The sequence below is a fragment of the Kaistella sp. CFF1-2 genome (genome assembly GCF_059509915.1).
Window position 1 is genome coordinate 334,648 of the sequence record NZ_JCAKLF010000002.1, and the last position, 15,490, is coordinate 350,137.

The window sequence follows — 15,490 nt, forward strand, 5'->3', positions numbered from 1 at the left end:
CGGCGCCTTCCATATAGTGATCAATAAGTTGACTAAATCTGAGGTCCAGCGTTTACTAATCTTTGACCTTCTTCTGTATCTGCATACTGTTTGAAGTTCTCGATATATTTTGCCGCTAAATCCTTTGCTTTTCCTTCCCAAACTGAAGCTTCAGAATACGTATCTCTTGGATCAAGGATTGCCGTATTTACGTTAGGAAGTTCTGTTGGAACTTCTAAGTTCAAGATAGGAATATGTTGTTTTGGCGCTTTTTCAATGCTTCCGTCAAGGATTGCATCAATAATTGCTCTCGTATCTTTCAATGAAATTCTCTTTCCAGTACCGTTCCAACCTGTGTTTACCAAATAGGCTTTCGCACCATGTTCTTTCATTTTCCCGATTAAGGTTTTAGAATACATCGTTGGGTGCAATGTTAAGAAAGCTTCTCCAAATGCTGGTGAGAACGAAGGCGTTGGTTCTGTAATTCCTCTTTCCGTTCCTGCTAATTTAGATGTATATCCGCACAAGAAATGATATTGTGCTTGGTCATCATCTAAGATAGAAACTGGAGGAAGTACCCCAAAAGCATCAGCAGAAAGATAAATAATCTTCTTTGCATGACCCGCTTTTGAAGGAAGTACAATTTTATTAATATGATAAATAGGATACGATACTCTCGTGTTTTCCGTGATAGATCCATCCATAAAATCTACTTCACCGTATTCGTTTACCACAACGTTTTCTAATAAAGCATCTCTCTTGATTGCTCTATAAATATCTGGTTCTTTTTCTTCTGTTAAGTCAATAACTTTTGCATAACAACCCCCTTCATAGTTGAAAACTCCATTATCATCCCATCCGTGCTCATCGTCACCGATTAGATATCTTTTTGGATCTGCAGAAAGCGTTGTTTTACCCGTTCCTGATAAACCGAAGAACAACGCTACATCTCCTTCTTCACCAACGTTTGCAGAACAGTGCATAGACGCCATTCCTTTTAATGGTAAGAAGTAGTTCATGATAGCAAACATTCCTTTCTTCATTTCGCCACCATACCAAGTTCCTCCAATGATTTGGATTCTCTCTGTAAAGTTGAACATCACGAAGTTTTCAGAATTAAGACCTTGCACTTCCCAATCTGGGTTTACTGCTTTCGAACCGTTCATTACAACGAAGTCTGGCTTCCCGAAATGTTCTAGTTCATAATGCGAAGGTCTAATGAACATATTGCTTACAAAATGTGCTTGCCAAGCTACTTCTACAACGAATCTTACTTTTAAACGTGTATCTGGATTGGTCCCACAAAATGCATCAACAACATATAGTCTTTTTGATTTAGATAATTGCTCTAGAACCAAATTTTTACAATGTGTAAATGTGTCTTGAGTCGTTGGGAAATTTACTTTTCCGTCCCAACAAATAGTGTCTTTAGTAACATCATCCTCTACGATGTATCTGTCTTTAGGTGAACGCCCGGTAAAAATTCCCGTTTTTACTGCCACAGCTCCTAGATCTGTAAGAGCGCCCTTCTCGAAACCTTGATTTTTGGTAGACATCTCAGCCTTAAAAAGTTCTTCATAAGTAGGGTTGTAAACTACTTCACTATAGCCTGTAATCCCTAGTTCATGCAACTCTTGGATGATTTTGATGTTCTTCATAGTGCCTTGTTTTCTTTAGTGTTTGAATTTGTTTGTCAAATTTAGAGATTCCTTATCCTAAAAAGCGTGGAAAAGATAATGATATTCGTCAGAAAAACAAATAAAGGGAATTTGACTTTTAACTAATTAAAAATCAACAAATTAAATTACTCCAAGAGAAGATTGTTGAAAATCCTCGATGCGAAAACCAATCTTCATAACCATCAAATTTTGATGCCATGATAAAATCGCCACCCCAAGCACCCAAACTTTTGATGAATGAAGGGCAGTCTTGGAAATATTTTTCTTTTGCTGTTGGGATTCCAAGAAAATTAGAAACTTTAGCCTCATGAATACACATCAAATCAGAAAAATTTTCTAAATCCTTGGTTTGAACAATTTCACGTGTTAAAGCGGAAAATTCAGCAATTAAGCCAACTGATTTTTCTTTGGATTTGTATAATCGAATTCCTTCGCGGCTGTCTTGTTTTTGATTGAGATGAATGAAAATCAACTCATCTTTAAAGGAAGGTTGATAAGCCAATTTTTCAAATTGACGAATGGGTTTGTTTTGATACAAAACCGCCGATTTGGATTGAGCAACGGCAATATCGTAGCCACTTCCTCCCAAGCTAATTTCATTTAAAACAAAAGGATCAATATTCGCCCAAGCGCCTAAATTCGCCATTAATGTCGAACTGCTTCCCAAGCCATAATCCGATGGAAACTGCAAATTGGTTTTTAAATAATAGGAAATATCCGATTGAAAAACCTCCGAAGACATTTTTTGTACATTCTGCAAAACCTTTATGATAAAGGCAGCAGATTCTGGAAGATTGGTTTCTAGAATAGACCAATCGGTGTAATTTATTTTGGCTTCGAGCCAAAGTTTATTTTGATGATAGGCTTCCCAAACAACGATAGCTTTTCCGTTGGCCTCTTCTTCAAAAAAAAACTCTTGTCCTAGTTGGGTAGGTACCGCTAGAACAAGAGCTCCGTCTATAGCGAAATATTCCGATGTGAGCATTAATTTGCCCGGCGAAACTATTTGGCTCATAGAAATTTACACTGCAGATGAAACATTTACAGAAGCATCAATCTTTTTAATCAATCCTTGTAATGTCTTACCAGGACCAACTTCAATGAATTGTTGTGCTCCGTCTTTAATCATATTCTGAACCGATTGCGTCCATTTTACAGGTCCTGTAAGCTGAGCAATAAGGTTCTTTTTGATTTCTTGAGGATCATTAACTGCCGTTGTGGTAATATTTTGATAAACAGGCATCGTTGCCTTTCTGAAATTCGCTTTGTTAATCGCTTCTGCCAAACGTTCTTGAGCGGGTTGCATCAATGGCGAGTGGAATGCTCCGTTTACAGGAAGTAGTAAAGCTCTTTTTGCTCCCGCGTCTTTCAACTTTGCACAAGCTTCTTCTACCGCTGCAGTCTCACCAGAAATAACCAATTGCCCAGGACAGTTGTAATTCGCAGGAACAACAATTCCGTTGATGGAAGCGCAAACGTCTTCTACCACTTGATCTTCAAGACCAAGAATTGCAGCCATAGAACTAGGATTGGCATCACAAGCTTCTTGCATTGCTTTCGCACGCTCAGCTACCAATTTCAGTCCGTCCTCAAACGAAAGCACGCCGTTCCCCACCAAAGAAGAAAACTCTCCTAAAGAATGTCCTGCAACCATTGTAGCACCAAGTGCATCAATTGCTTTTACTGCTGCAACCGAATGTATAAAAATTGCAGGTTGTGTTACGCTCGTTTGTTTTAACTCTTCATCCGTTCCTTTGAACATGATGGATAGAATATCAAATCCTAAGATTTCGTTAGCAAACTCCATCAAATCTTTAATGTCTTTACGGGAGTCGTACAATTCTTGTCCCATCCCGACAAATTGAGAGCCTTGCCCAGGAAATACTAGTGCCTTCATATATTATTGAATAAGTTTAAATTAGAAACTTATCATTTGTGTGTTTGTGTTCTTATTGAGGAAGGAGTCTAATAACTCTGTATCCTGTATTGACAAATGCTCCGTTGTTTTTCACACGAACGTATTCAAACTTGGTTGCCAATTGTGTTTGGGTTTTCCCCATATTTTTCAAAACCTCTCCTTTTTTATTCTCACGGGAAAGGATATCATTTACAATATCAAATCCGATAATCGCATATTTTGGAGGTGTTTTGCAATATTTTTCTTTATAATCTGCAATGATTTCTTTCTCGAAACTTCCATCCGTGTCAATTTTTCTATCCATTAGATAGACTAAATTGGCTTGTGATAGTTCATCAACATTTTTTTCAAAAGTTGAATGGTAATACAAGCTGTATGCTTTCAAACCATTTGTATCTTTAGAAAGATCCATAACGCGTTTTGCAAAAGCATTTCCAACCGCATCGTTATTTGAAGCTAAAACCGCAATTATAGGTGCTTCTTGACCGGTCATCATGTTTTTATCCAAAACGATTTCACTAGCTGAAGTTACAACATTTACTTCTGCATTCTTCAAAGACTTGCTCAAACCAGCTTTCACCGCATTGGCCATCGTCTTATCCGTATCCGAAAGAATATAGATTTTTTGGTTGTTATATCCTTGTGAAACTTCTTTTACTATGCGATCTGCATAGACATTATCAGCCGTTTCCATGATGATCAAGTTACCATAATCGTACAAATCTTCTGAGTTTGCGAATGGCGCCACAACAGGAATTTTCTTCTTCCCAACGAAGTTAAGAACCTCCATTACACTTGATTTGAAGAATGGACCGATAATTAAATCCGTATTATCTTGATTAATTTGTGACAACGAGTTTTTGAAACTGCTTTCATTTCCCGCATCAACCACTTTAATATCCAGTTTTAAGCCTTTTTGAACGTTACGCTCAATAGCTAATTTGGCTCCTGTTAAGAAGTCTGCAGACATCGTTCTGTACTTGCTGTCATTGGAATCAAATCCGAAAGGAAGCATCATCACAACGTTAAGTGCGTCACCTGATTTTTTTACATACGCCGCATCAACAGCTTTAATTTTGATAACCATTCCCGCTTTCAAACCGTTTGTAATGCTTGGGTTCAGTTCTAACAATTGATCTAAACCAATTCCGAAACGATTTAAAATTCCGAAAACCGTATCGCCACTTTGCACCGTATACGTCACGAAATCATCATTAGTTGATGTATTTGAAGTCGAAGTTGTTGAAGTTGAGGCTTTAACCGGTTCTTGATTGGCTAACGCAGGCGTAGAATCTAAAGATTTCACTTTAATAACGTCACCAGGTTTCAATCCGCGATCTTCTAAACCAGGATTCATCGCAAAAAGTTGCGATTGAGTAACACCGAATTTTCGAGTAACTCGGTAATAATTGTCTTTATCTTGAACGACATAACTTCCTTCATCTACCTTCGTTGAAGATGAAGTTTGCGCTGTCGCATTTGGAATCGTCGTTGGAGGTGCTACACTTACTGGAGTCGAATTTACGGATGCTCCTGCATCAGCATATTTCTGAATATTTTCAATAGGAAGAGTGATTACTTCACCGATTTGCATTTGCAAATTCGGATTTAGTTTTCTAATATCTGCTTCAGTGATGTGATATTGCTTGGTAATCCCGTAAAGCGTTTGTTTCGGTTGCAACATGATGGTTCCTGTTTTGCCAGAAACTTTGGTTGTTGAAGCCGCAGAAGCTTTCGTACTCGCTGTTGCTTTTCCTTTTACAGAAAGAACATCACCAATATTGAGAACACCTTCTTTAACTTTAGGATTGAGACGATACAACTCGTCCAAAGACATCCCATATTTTTTAGAAATATTGTACGGATTGTCTCCCTTAACAACGGTATGTTTCTGTTGAGCGAAAGAACTCACAAAAACTGCCAAACTTGATAAAACCAAAAACTTTTTAATCATCCTATTGTTTATAAAATACAAAAATAAAGTTTTAAAATTAAATCGTCATTATGATAATGCCCGATTTTTCCACGTCCATATTTTGGTAACAATTATGAAGCCATTCTGCCCCATGATCACTATAAAAAACGCTAAAATTAAAGATTCTTTCCTGCCAAATTTTTCCAGGATGAATTTCTAAAAATAAGGTTTCGATACGTTCAATTTTTTCCTGATGCTTAATTTTTTCGGCTTTCAACAGACGTTTTTGCATTCTGCCAAACGCTTTTAATTGACGCGTTTCTTCAGCGGAAACCAAATTTCCAAACGTAACATCCGTTTGTGAAGAAACCTTTTTCATCGCATCAAAAATGGATTGTAATTTAAGTTTTTGATTATCTAATTCCGCTTGAATAGGACTATCTTTCAATAATTTAGAATGAATAATTTGAGCAAAATTTCCGAAGAAATCGGTCAACTTCAAATCTAATTTATCCATTTTCGACATCGTCTTTTCGGAAAGAAACAACATCGAATTTCGCGGAATTAACATGGGAAAAGGCAATTGAATTTCAGCAAAATAAGGCGTCAATTCTAGCCAATACATGATTTCAGCATTTCCGCCAACATACGCAATATTGGGCAAAACCGTTTCTTGATAGACCGGTCTTAATAACGCATTTGGGCTGAATTTTTCAGGAAACTGATGTAATTCTTCAAGGATTTCCGTTTCACTGAATTTCAAATCTTTATCAACGATAAAATAATCAGAACCTCGCTTTTCAATTCGATTGCGAGTCTCCGAAAGGTAAAACAAATTGATTTCACGCGGATTAACTTGAACTTTTCCGTAGGTTTTCTCCAAATACGAAATATGTTCTTTTGTTGCGTGAAAGACTTTTTCTTCAACCAATTCTTGCTGGAACGCTGGAATCATCAACTGCTTCAGCTGCGCATCATCACCATCCAAACAAAGCAAACCGTAATCCGAAAACAAACGCTGAACTAATGTCCGAATCGCCAAAGACAATGAATTTCTTTCGGCATACGCTTCTTTCATCCAACGAATTAATTCCGTTCCATAAATCGTGTCTCGGAACTCTTTTTCAAATTCATGAATAAAAAACTGATCTTGAACTTCAATTCGACCAACCGGACCGCCAGCTTGCGCCTTAAATTCGTAAAAGCGCTCCTTTGTTCTGAAATGGTTTATTTCATCAAAATCATGATCTTCACTCGCCATCCAAAAAACAGGAACAAAGTCCGCATTGGGAAATTTTTGTTTTAAAAACTCCGCTGTTTTGATAGTTTGAAGAATTTTATACACAAAAAATACAGGCCCAGAAAACAGATTTAATTGATGTCCTGTAACCATCGTAAACGTTTGGTTCTTTTGTAAAGAATCAATATTTTTTTGTTGCTTTTCCGAAAGTGTAAATCCCGCATATTGCTTTTGAAAAACCTCGGAAATCAGCATTCTTTTATCTGAAGAAAAGTACGTTTCCTTTTCATTCATGGTCTTTTCCGCATTCTCCAAATTGAAAAAAGCGGTTTCGCTTTCCGGAACCTGTTGCTGGAGAAAATCCTTTATCAGTTTCGGAATGCTATCGATATCTAGAAAAGAAATTTGTTGTGCTTCCATTAGTGAAATAAATTCCAAAGTATCCCAATATTCAATCTAAAATCATACAACGGGTAATACGGCGCTGCAAACGATTTGTTTTGCATAATCGGCGTTGTTACGTTCTGCGCCTCGATATAAAATTGCATCGTTTTCACTTTCATGTTGACGTAAACTTCTGCAATTGGCTGACCGCCGATCTCGTAACTACGGCTCGAAGGCAACATGAACTCGCTTAGGAGTGGCGAATATTCTCGAGAATTGAATTTGGTAAAATAATATAATTTGATTCCCGCCATAATATCAGCCGCTTTTTTGAATGCCGGCGATTTCCAATACAAATTGGCTCTACCAATGAAATTCGGCGCAGGAAATAAGTCTTTGTTTGTTAGATTGGATTGAAATTGAACTCGTGTATTCAAATTCCATTTATTGTATTTAAACGTGGCCTCACCTCCAACTTGGGAGATATTCAACGAGTTTGAACTTTGATTGGGCTGTCCTTCTTGATTGATGTACGTGTAATTGTCTATACGATAAACATTGGCAAAAACTTGCGCATCAAACCACTTCAACCCAGCTTTACCACCAATTTTCAACATGCTTTCATTGCTGAAATTCATGAAATTATAATTGTACGTAAGAACAGAAGAATAGTTTAATAAATAATTAAAACTAGGCGCCGCGCTTTGAAAAACAACATCGGCATCGACAAAAAAATCTTTGATAGGCTCAAAACGCAATTGGTTATCGGAAAGAACATAAGTTCCGAATCGTTTTCCGTTGGAGAACTCTAGTTTTGATTTCAAATCTAATTTATCCCAAAGATTGATTCGCAAATTCCCAACGGCACCAATTCTGTTTTCATCATATTCTTGGAAATAATCCCCCGCACTTAAAGATCGTCGAGCACCTAAAATCAAGCGTTGGTGACGAACTCCGGCATCCAAATAAAAATTAGGCTTGTCAAAAACCAAACTCAAGGTATTGCTTAAATCTTTCGAATATTTCTTTGTTTTATTCGTTCCATCATCGTAAAATGCTTCGTAATACGTGCCATCCGCCGCACCTAAATTCAACCAATATTTGTTAGTTTGATAATACAAGGCATGCTTAATCTTGAATGGCATTTTTTCTTGATCAAACGGCAAAAAGCTTTGACTTAAATAATATCGACGGTAGAAAAAACGAGAATCGGTATCGGCAAAATTTACTGGAACATTCGCCCGATTATTAAAACGGCTATCACCACCTAGAAACAAATCCAAATCTTTGATTCCGCCATTCTCTTCATTGTTTACATTTTGGTGTAAATAATGTGCGTAAAGCTGGTAACGCCCATTTTTTGAATCGTAACGTCCAGAAAATAACGTATTGTTATTTGCCGCTAAATTATTGTTGTAAAAGCCCATAGAACGCAGCCCCATATATTCTACTGCAAAATTAAATCGCTTGCCAAAGTTTTGGGTATATCTGGAATTCAAGGCTGCTCCATTTCGCATCGCAGTATGATACAAAAACGAAGTGGTTGGCGTTTTTACATCGTAATACTTAACATCGTCAATACCGATAATAAAATGGGATTTATTTGTGGGAAGTAACGTCAATGTTTGATTGGGATTCCAACGATACATTAAGTCTTGAAAACCTGCACCAATATTTGCAAACTGGATTTTTCCAAAATTATCACGGTTGTTATACTGCGTATATTTGTACGAATGCTGAGCCGTAAACGTCGTATCTATCGTTCTATACTCCGAATTTTCTGTTTTGAAACGGTAATCGTTAATCGTAGGCTTGAAAACCTTCAAAGAATCTTTTTTTCCGTTGTCGATGACCAAAGTATCTCCTGCATTAGTAATAGAATCCTTTTTAACAATGGGCTTTCGCAGCGTTTGCGCCTGAACCACCCCAGAAAAGAATAAAAGAAAAAGTACGTACCTCATAGCGTATTTTGTGGTACAAATGTAAGAAAAAAATAGCCCATCTTTTGATGGGCTATTCAGTATTTCAATTAACAAAAATTATCTATTTGAGTTAATATCACTTGGGATATTAGGATTCGAATCAAGCTCTGCTTGTGGAATTTTAAGAATAAATCTGTTATCATCCGGTTTCAATGGATTGCTAGCCATATTTACTCTATGCCAAGGATCTCTTGCAATACCTCTTCTAAGACGTTTTGCGTCATACCATTCTACACCCATCTCGCCATAAAGTTCTTTCTTTCTTTCAGTAAGGATTTCTTCATAAAGATCAGCTCCGGATGCTGAAGATTTAACCGCATTCGCATCTCTATTTTTTTGTAAGGTATATAATAAATTATGAGCACCAGTAGTATCACCTAATTTATACATAGCTTCCGCTTCAATTAAAATCATTTCTGGAGTTCTTAACAAAGCTAAATGCGCATCAAACGCAAATTTGAATTTTTTAGTATACCACTCTCTATAATCTGTCACCCCAGTTTTTGCAAATTGATTTCTTACGTCTGTTGCAGAAAATAATGAGACAAAAGATTTATTGATAAATGTATTATTATAAGCAGATTCTGTTCTTGTATAGAATCCATGAGGCGCTAAATAATAGTAATTTGACTGATCTGAGGACTGAGGAACAGCTAAAATCCACTCATTTCCTTCGTCCATATTATCAAAACCTGCTTGATAAAAGCTTGGCGACAATACCGCATTTGCACTTCCTCCATAAGCTTTATTAGCATAGTCCTTTGCTTTTGCCCAGTTTTCGATCACTTGGTAAACTCTAGCTGCAACAGCATATGATACATTCTTATTATAATATGATTTATTATCTCTAGCTGTTGAACCGATTTCAATCGCATGTTCAAGGTCACTAATGATAAAGTCATAAACCTCCTTCATAGTACTCATTCCATTCCCTTCAGTTGCCCCTGCCTCCTTATAAATAGGAAGACCTGGCAAATTAGGATCGAACTTGTATGTATGTTGAAAGTCTAGGCTCAACTCAAAATAATACATCGCTCTCATTGTATAAGCCTGTCCTAAAAGCTCATTTTTTTCTTCTATTGAGATGGCTGTACTACCTTCAACACCACTAATGAATGCATTTACTTGATTAATCAAAGTATAAAGAAAATTCCAAGTAAATCCTGATCTTCTATAGTTTGCTTCTCTGTTATCATTTTCATAATCAAATGCAAACCAGTTATTACTTACTGCACTAATATTCCCCTTTACTTCTCTTGCAAAATATAAAGCTCCAAGATTCCCTGAATCAGTTGATTGGTATTGCCCTCTTGTTCTTCTCAAAATCCCAGCCATGTGAGCTTTTGCTCCTTCATAAGAACCATAAGCAACATCAGGTGCAACCGCATCTGTTGGAGCAGGCTCTTCCAAATAATCGCTACTACAAGATGTGATAAACAACCCTAGTCCGATTAATAAAATATATTTTAAATTTTTCATTTTTTTTAATTTTTTAGAAACTTACGTTAAAACCTAGTGAAATTGTTTTCAAGTTATAAGAACGGCTATCTGTTGTTCCCGCAATACTTTGTTCCGGATCAATCCCTTTGTGTGACTGCCATGTCCATAAGTTATCTGCTTGAGCAAAAATCCTCATACCAGAAAGCCCGATACCTGTTAATAATTCCTTGTTAATATTATAGCCTAAAGTAAGTGACTTTAATCTTACGTAATCATTGTCAAACAAAAATCTTGTAGATGTTGCAGAATTGTTATTCTGCGACATTGTATTAACCGGGATACTAGAAGTATCTCCTGGTTTTTGCCAAGCATTCATTACATCTACAGATTGCTGTCTACCTGCCGAAGCAAAACCTGACATTAACGCATTGTAACTACTATCATACACTTGACTACCAAAACTAAAATTAAATAATGCATTCAAATCAACAGGTCCAATTTTCACATAATTTGTAAAACCACCTGTGAAATCTGGCAAAGAGCTACCTACATATCTCTTACTTGCTTCAGTATTTGCTAAGTTATAATCTTCCGTTGTTTCTCTTGTTATATTCCCGTTCGCATCTTGTTTATCGAACCAATATAAGCTTTTTCCATTATCTGGATTTACACCTGCCCATTCAACTAAATAGAAATCATACAATGATTGACCTACAGCCCATCTTTTAGTTCCACTGATAACAGATTTTTGAGTAAGTTCTGTAAATTCATTCTTAACAAAACTCATATTCAATGAAGTTCTCCATTGGAAGTTTTCTTTCTTGATGTTTAGTGAAGATACGTCAAATTCAACTCCGTGATTTCTTAATGCTCCCACGTTAGTTGTAATCGAAGTATTACCTGTTGAACCAGGAAGTGGTTTACCGTAAATCAAATCAATAGATTCTCTGTTAAAGTATTCAACATTACCGGTAATTCTATTATTAAACATTCCAAACTCTAATCCTACGTTAGACGTTGCTGTTTTTTCCCAAGTCAGGTTATAATCCACTGCATTACCTAAAAGAATACCTGTTTGATCTAATTGATTCCACCCTGTATCATAAACTTCTAAATAAGGAAAATATGATGTAGTCATATTATTCCCTAATTCACCGTAAGATCCCTTCAACTTCAAATAATTTACAAAAGAGTCCTGCATAAAGTTTTCCTTGCTAATTACCCAAGCACCACCAACCGCGAAGAAGGTACCCCATCTGTTTTCTTTAGCAAATCTAGAAGACCCATCTGTTCTAACAGATCCTTCAACAAAATACTTATCTTTGAAATTATAGGCAGCTCTTCCTAAGTAACTTACTAATCTTTCTTGATTAATGTACCCACCTACACTCTCAGGTGAGGTAGATCCGTTTAACGCAAATACATTTGGCAAGAAACCTGTACCTTGTGCAGATAGAGCATCATAACGATAATCCATCATTTCAAAAATAGCTTGAGCTGTTACATTATGATTTCCAAATTGTTTATTAAAGTTTAAACTATTTGTAAAGTTAATTGTTTTCGCAAGGTCTCTATTTTGTGCAACTCTACCCCCAACGCCTGCTGCTGAACCATATTGTCTGTGGCTATACTCGTTTGCATCATACAAGTATAATTGGTATGACCCTTGTGAACGTAGGTTTAAATAATCTGTGAAATTTACTTGCGCATATCCATTTGCAATAACATCCGATCTCTTGTAAGAAAGTCTGTTGTTATATAAAGTACCAGCCGCATTTTCATTATTAAAAGCCGGACGTTGTGCATTTACCAATCTACCTGAAGAGGCATTATCTCCATAATCATAAATTGGGTTACCAAATCCATCTAACATCATATTACCCAACTCATCTCGTTGATATAAAGGAAATACGTTTGCAATTGAGTAGATCCACTGGATAGGTGATTGGTAAGAATTCCCTGACTGAATTGGTGAATTTTGATAAGATGTTGAGAATGAGTTATTCAATCCAACTTCTAACCAATCATTTACTTTAGAATCAATATTCATACGAACACCAATTCTTTCAAACTCAGAAGTCTTCACTCCCCCTTCCATTGTAAGGTAATCAGCACCAACAAAATATGTCGTATTCTCACTACCACCACTTACGTTGAAACGATGTTCTTGCTTGAAGGCTGAATTATCAATAATCTCCTTCTTCCAATCAGTATCCCACAATAACCTAGCTCCATTTACAACGTTTCCGTCAAAATCAATTGGATTTGCTAAATTATATGGATTATATCCCAATGTTGGAACCAAATTATTAGAAGCATACTGAGATGCAGCTGATTCTGATAGATTATTTCCATACTGTTGTGTGTTTTTTATAGCTTGCCAAGTTCCCTTCATAAAATCTGCAGCACCTAAAGTTTCATGAAATTTTACAGCTGGAGACGACACACCAATAAGAGAAGTCAAATTAACAGTCGGTTTGCTATTTTTCTTACCCTTTTTTGTTGAGATAATGATAACCCCATTAGCAGCTCTAGATCCATACAAAGAAGTTGCAGACGCATCTTTTAATACAGAAATAGACTCGACTTGATCTTGCGGAATACTATTCATATTCCCCCCAAAAGGCGCTCCATCTAAAATAATTAATGGTTGTGTACTAGCATTAATGGAACCAACCCCTCTAATATAAATCGATGGGTTAGAACCAGGCTGTCCACCAGAAGAAACAATATTCAAACCAGAAACTGTCCCTTGTAATGAAGACAAAACACTTGTAGCCTGCTGCGTCTCAATAATCTTCTTATCAACTTTAGCAACAGAACCTACAATTGCTTCTTTCTTAATTTTGGAATAAGCAACTACAACAACTTCATCAATTTCTTTTACTGAAGTTGTGTCTGAAGAAGCTTTTTGTGCTTGGGCTGAAAATCCTGCAAAGAAAATTACACCCGCCGTTAAAGCTCTTAATTTTACATTCATATTAACACTTTTTTAGTTAAACTCGTGCAAATATGTTAATTTTTATTAATACAGCCAAATTAATTAGCAAAATAATAATGTTAAATCTTCACTTTAGAGTTAAAAAAAACACCATTATACGCATTTAAACAATGTTTTTATTGTCAAAACCTCAACAAAGCAACCTTTATTCGAAAATATATAAAAATCGTATTTTAAATATTATTATTGTGAATTTAATAATTTAACACATCTTCCGCAATTGTTTTATTAATTTTTTTCTTAAAAAAATAAGAATAATAACCTTGATTTATGAAATCATCTATTAAAATCACAATCTTAATACACGACATCAATAGGTGCCGATTTACAATAGAACTGTTGATATTTTAAATTTTCTTAAATACTGAAATTAAAACGAAAAAAAACCCTCAAATGAGGGTTTTCGTTTAATCTAAAATGATATTAATTAAGAAATTAACTATAAAGGATTTTGTTTAACTTCTGGATTCGTATTTATTTCTTGTCTTGGAATTAACCAGTTCCATCGATTATCATTCGCTTCAACTTTATACAAGTTGTTAATTACAGAAGTAACATAATTTCCAGCTTTAGTTCTATCTAAAGGAAGATTCATTCTCTTCAAATCAAAAAATCTAAAACCTTCACCCCAAAGCTCAATTCTTCTACTCAAAAGAATCTCTTGCAACAACGCATCTCCAGAAGCAGTTGTCGTTACATAAGAAGGATTTCTATTCTTTTCTAATAAAGCGAATACTGTTCTCGCCTCAGCGTCTTTACCTTGTCTAGCCAATGCTTCTGCTTCAGTAAGATACATTTCTGCGGATCTCATGTACGGCGTATCTGCAGCAACTAAACCTTGAGCTGCTCCTGCAATAAGGAACTTCATTGTTGTATATGGAAACTTAGAGTATCCAGCTGCCGGAAAAACATAACCTGTATGTGCCCCAGTAGGATCAACTAATTGTTTTCTTACATCAGTCGCAGGGAAAGCTTCGTACAACGCTTTGTTCATTGTTTTAGGAGCCTGTCTTACGTTTGTAGATAAGGCGTTTCTCGCCATGTACGAATGAAACATTGCAAACGCTTCTGACTGATCCTCAATACTTTTAGTCCCCCAAATCCATTCTGAGTTGTCACTATTATTGAAACCTGACTTATATTGTGCATTCGTCATCAACGCATAACCATTTTTAGCTTCAGCTGCTGCTGCAGCTGCTTTTGCCCAATCTCCTTGAGTTAAAGCAACTCTCGCCTGAATTCCCTTTACCGTATTGTAGTTAAAGTGAGAAGCATTTAGTTTGGTTTTACCTTTTAAATACTTTTCAGCCTCAGCTAAGTCGCTCCAAATTTGAGCATACACTTCTTCAACTGAAGAACGCCCTAGTGGTGAAATATCATTAGGATCCAAACGAATCACAACACCTGGCTGTGTATTCCCTCCACCTTTAATATATCTACTACCATATACTTGAACCATTTGGAACATCCCATGCGCTCTATACGCATATGCCTCACCTAATGCCTGCTCTTTTTTCGTTTGATCCCCACCTGCAGCTGGTCCGAACTTTATAATCGCGTTAGCATTCTTAATTAATTGATACCAAAACTCCCATGGAAATGCCACCTGAGTAGACGCCTCATTAACAACACCTGTCCAACGTTGCTCACTAACATACCAACCATTACCCTGATGCGGCCAAACCACATCATCAGCCATAGCCTCCATAGTAATCATATGTCCAGAAATACCATAGGTACCCTGATTATAATAACGTCCAGTATTAGCCCTACGGTGCATACCATTAATCGCTGTTAATAGGTTTTCACCACTTGAATAGATCGTTTGCTCACCCACAGAAGTCGTAGGCGTTGTATCTAAGAAATCATTATTACACGACTGCACCGCAACAAGCGACAAGCACGCTAATGATGTTTTAATAATTGTATTTCTAATTTTCATTGTATTAATT

9 protein-coding genes are annotated in these 15,490 nt (G+C 36.4%); all 9 read right to left on the reverse strand.

Annotation, left to right across the window (positions count from 1 at the left end):
* Positions 1–32: 32 nt before the first annotated feature.
* A complete protein-coding gene (pckA, locus tag AC5XHR_RS06695) occupies positions 33–1,637 on the reverse strand; it encodes a phosphoenolpyruvate carboxykinase (ATP) (protein ID WP_495950004.1) in 1,605 nt (534 codons plus the stop codon).
* A 133-nt stretch (positions 1,638–1,770) separates the two neighbouring features.
* Positions 1,771–2,673, reverse strand: coding sequence for a GYDIA family GHMP kinase (locus AC5XHR_RS06700; protein ID WP_495950005.1), 903 nt, complete (start codon positions 2,671–2,673; stop codon positions 1,771–1,773).
* Between the two features lie 6 nt (positions 2,674–2,679).
* Positions 2,680–3,555, reverse strand: a complete 876-nt coding sequence (fabD, locus tag AC5XHR_RS06705; protein WP_495950006.1) for an ACP S-malonyltransferase — start codon at positions 3,553–3,555, stop codon at positions 2,680–2,682.
* 52 nt (positions 3,556–3,607) lie between these two features.
* The gene (locus tag AC5XHR_RS06710; protein WP_495950007.1) at positions 3,608–5,530 is read right to left on the reverse strand and encodes an amino acid ABC transporter substrate-binding protein; all 1,923 of its coding nucleotides are present in this window, start codon (positions 5,528–5,530) and stop codon (positions 3,608–3,610) included.
* Between the two features lie 37 nt (positions 5,531–5,567).
* A complete protein-coding gene (bshC, locus tag AC5XHR_RS06715; RefSeq protein ID WP_495950008.1) occupies positions 5,568–7,151 on the reverse strand; it encodes a bacillithiol biosynthesis cysteine-adding enzyme BshC in 1,584 nt (527 codons plus the stop codon).
* Positions 7,151–9,076: a putative porin gene (locus tag AC5XHR_RS06720; protein WP_495950009.1), complete on the reverse strand. Its 1,926-nt coding sequence runs from the start codon at positions 9,074–9,076 to the stop codon at positions 7,151–7,153. The genes bshC and AC5XHR_RS06720 overlap by 1 nt, the downstream gene beginning before the upstream one ends.
* Before the next feature lie 78 nt (positions 9,077–9,154).
* Positions 9,155–10,576, reverse strand: coding sequence for a RagB/SusD family nutrient uptake outer membrane protein (locus AC5XHR_RS06725; RefSeq protein WP_495950010.1), 1,422 nt, complete (start codon positions 10,574–10,576; stop codon positions 9,155–9,157).
* A 13-nt stretch (positions 10,577–10,589) separates the two neighbouring features.
* Positions 10,590–13,517 carry a SusC/RagA family TonB-linked outer membrane protein gene (locus AC5XHR_RS06730; RefSeq protein ID WP_495950011.1) on the reverse strand — a complete coding sequence of 976 codons (2,928 nt, stop codon included), beginning with the start codon at positions 13,515–13,517 and terminating at the stop codon, positions 10,590–10,592.
* A gap of 460 nt (positions 13,518–13,977) precedes the next feature.
* Entirely contained in the window at positions 13,978–15,480 is a 1,503-nt protein-coding gene (locus AC5XHR_RS06735) for a RagB/SusD family nutrient uptake outer membrane protein (protein ID WP_495950012.1), read from the reverse strand.
* Positions 15,481–15,490 lie beyond the last annotated feature (10 nt).

Coding starts and splice junctions, on each gene's coding strand:
- pckA (WP_495950004.1), bottom strand. CDS start 1,637: ATGAAGAACATCAAAATCATCCAAGAGTTGCATGAACTAGGGATTACA.
- AC5XHR_RS06700 (WP_495950005.1), bottom strand. CDS start 2,673: ATGAGCCAAATAGTTTCGCCGGGCAAATTAATGCTCACATCGGAATAT.
- fabD (WP_495950006.1), bottom strand. CDS start 3,555: ATGAAGGCACTAGTATTTCCTGGGCAAGGCTCTCAATTTGTCGGGATG.
- AC5XHR_RS06710 (WP_495950007.1), bottom strand. CDS start 5,530: ATGATTAAAAAGTTTTTGGTTTTATCAAGTTTGGCAGTTTTTGTGAGT.
- bshC (WP_495950008.1), bottom strand. CDS start 7,151: ATGGAAGCACAACAAATTTCTTTTCTAGATATCGATAGCATTCCGAAA.
- AC5XHR_RS06720 (WP_495950009.1), bottom strand. CDS start 9,076: ATGAGGTACGTACTTTTTCTTTTATTCTTTTCTGGGGTGGTTCAGGCG.
- AC5XHR_RS06725 (WP_495950010.1), bottom strand. CDS start 10,576: ATGAAAAATTTAAAATATATTTTATTAATCGGACTAGGGTTGTTTATC.
- AC5XHR_RS06730 (WP_495950011.1), bottom strand. CDS start 13,517: ATGAATGTAAAATTAAGAGCTTTAACGGCGGGTGTAATTTTCTTTGCA.
- AC5XHR_RS06735 (WP_495950012.1), bottom strand. CDS start 15,480: ATGAAAATTAGAAATACAATTATTAAAACATCATTAGCGTGCTTGTCG.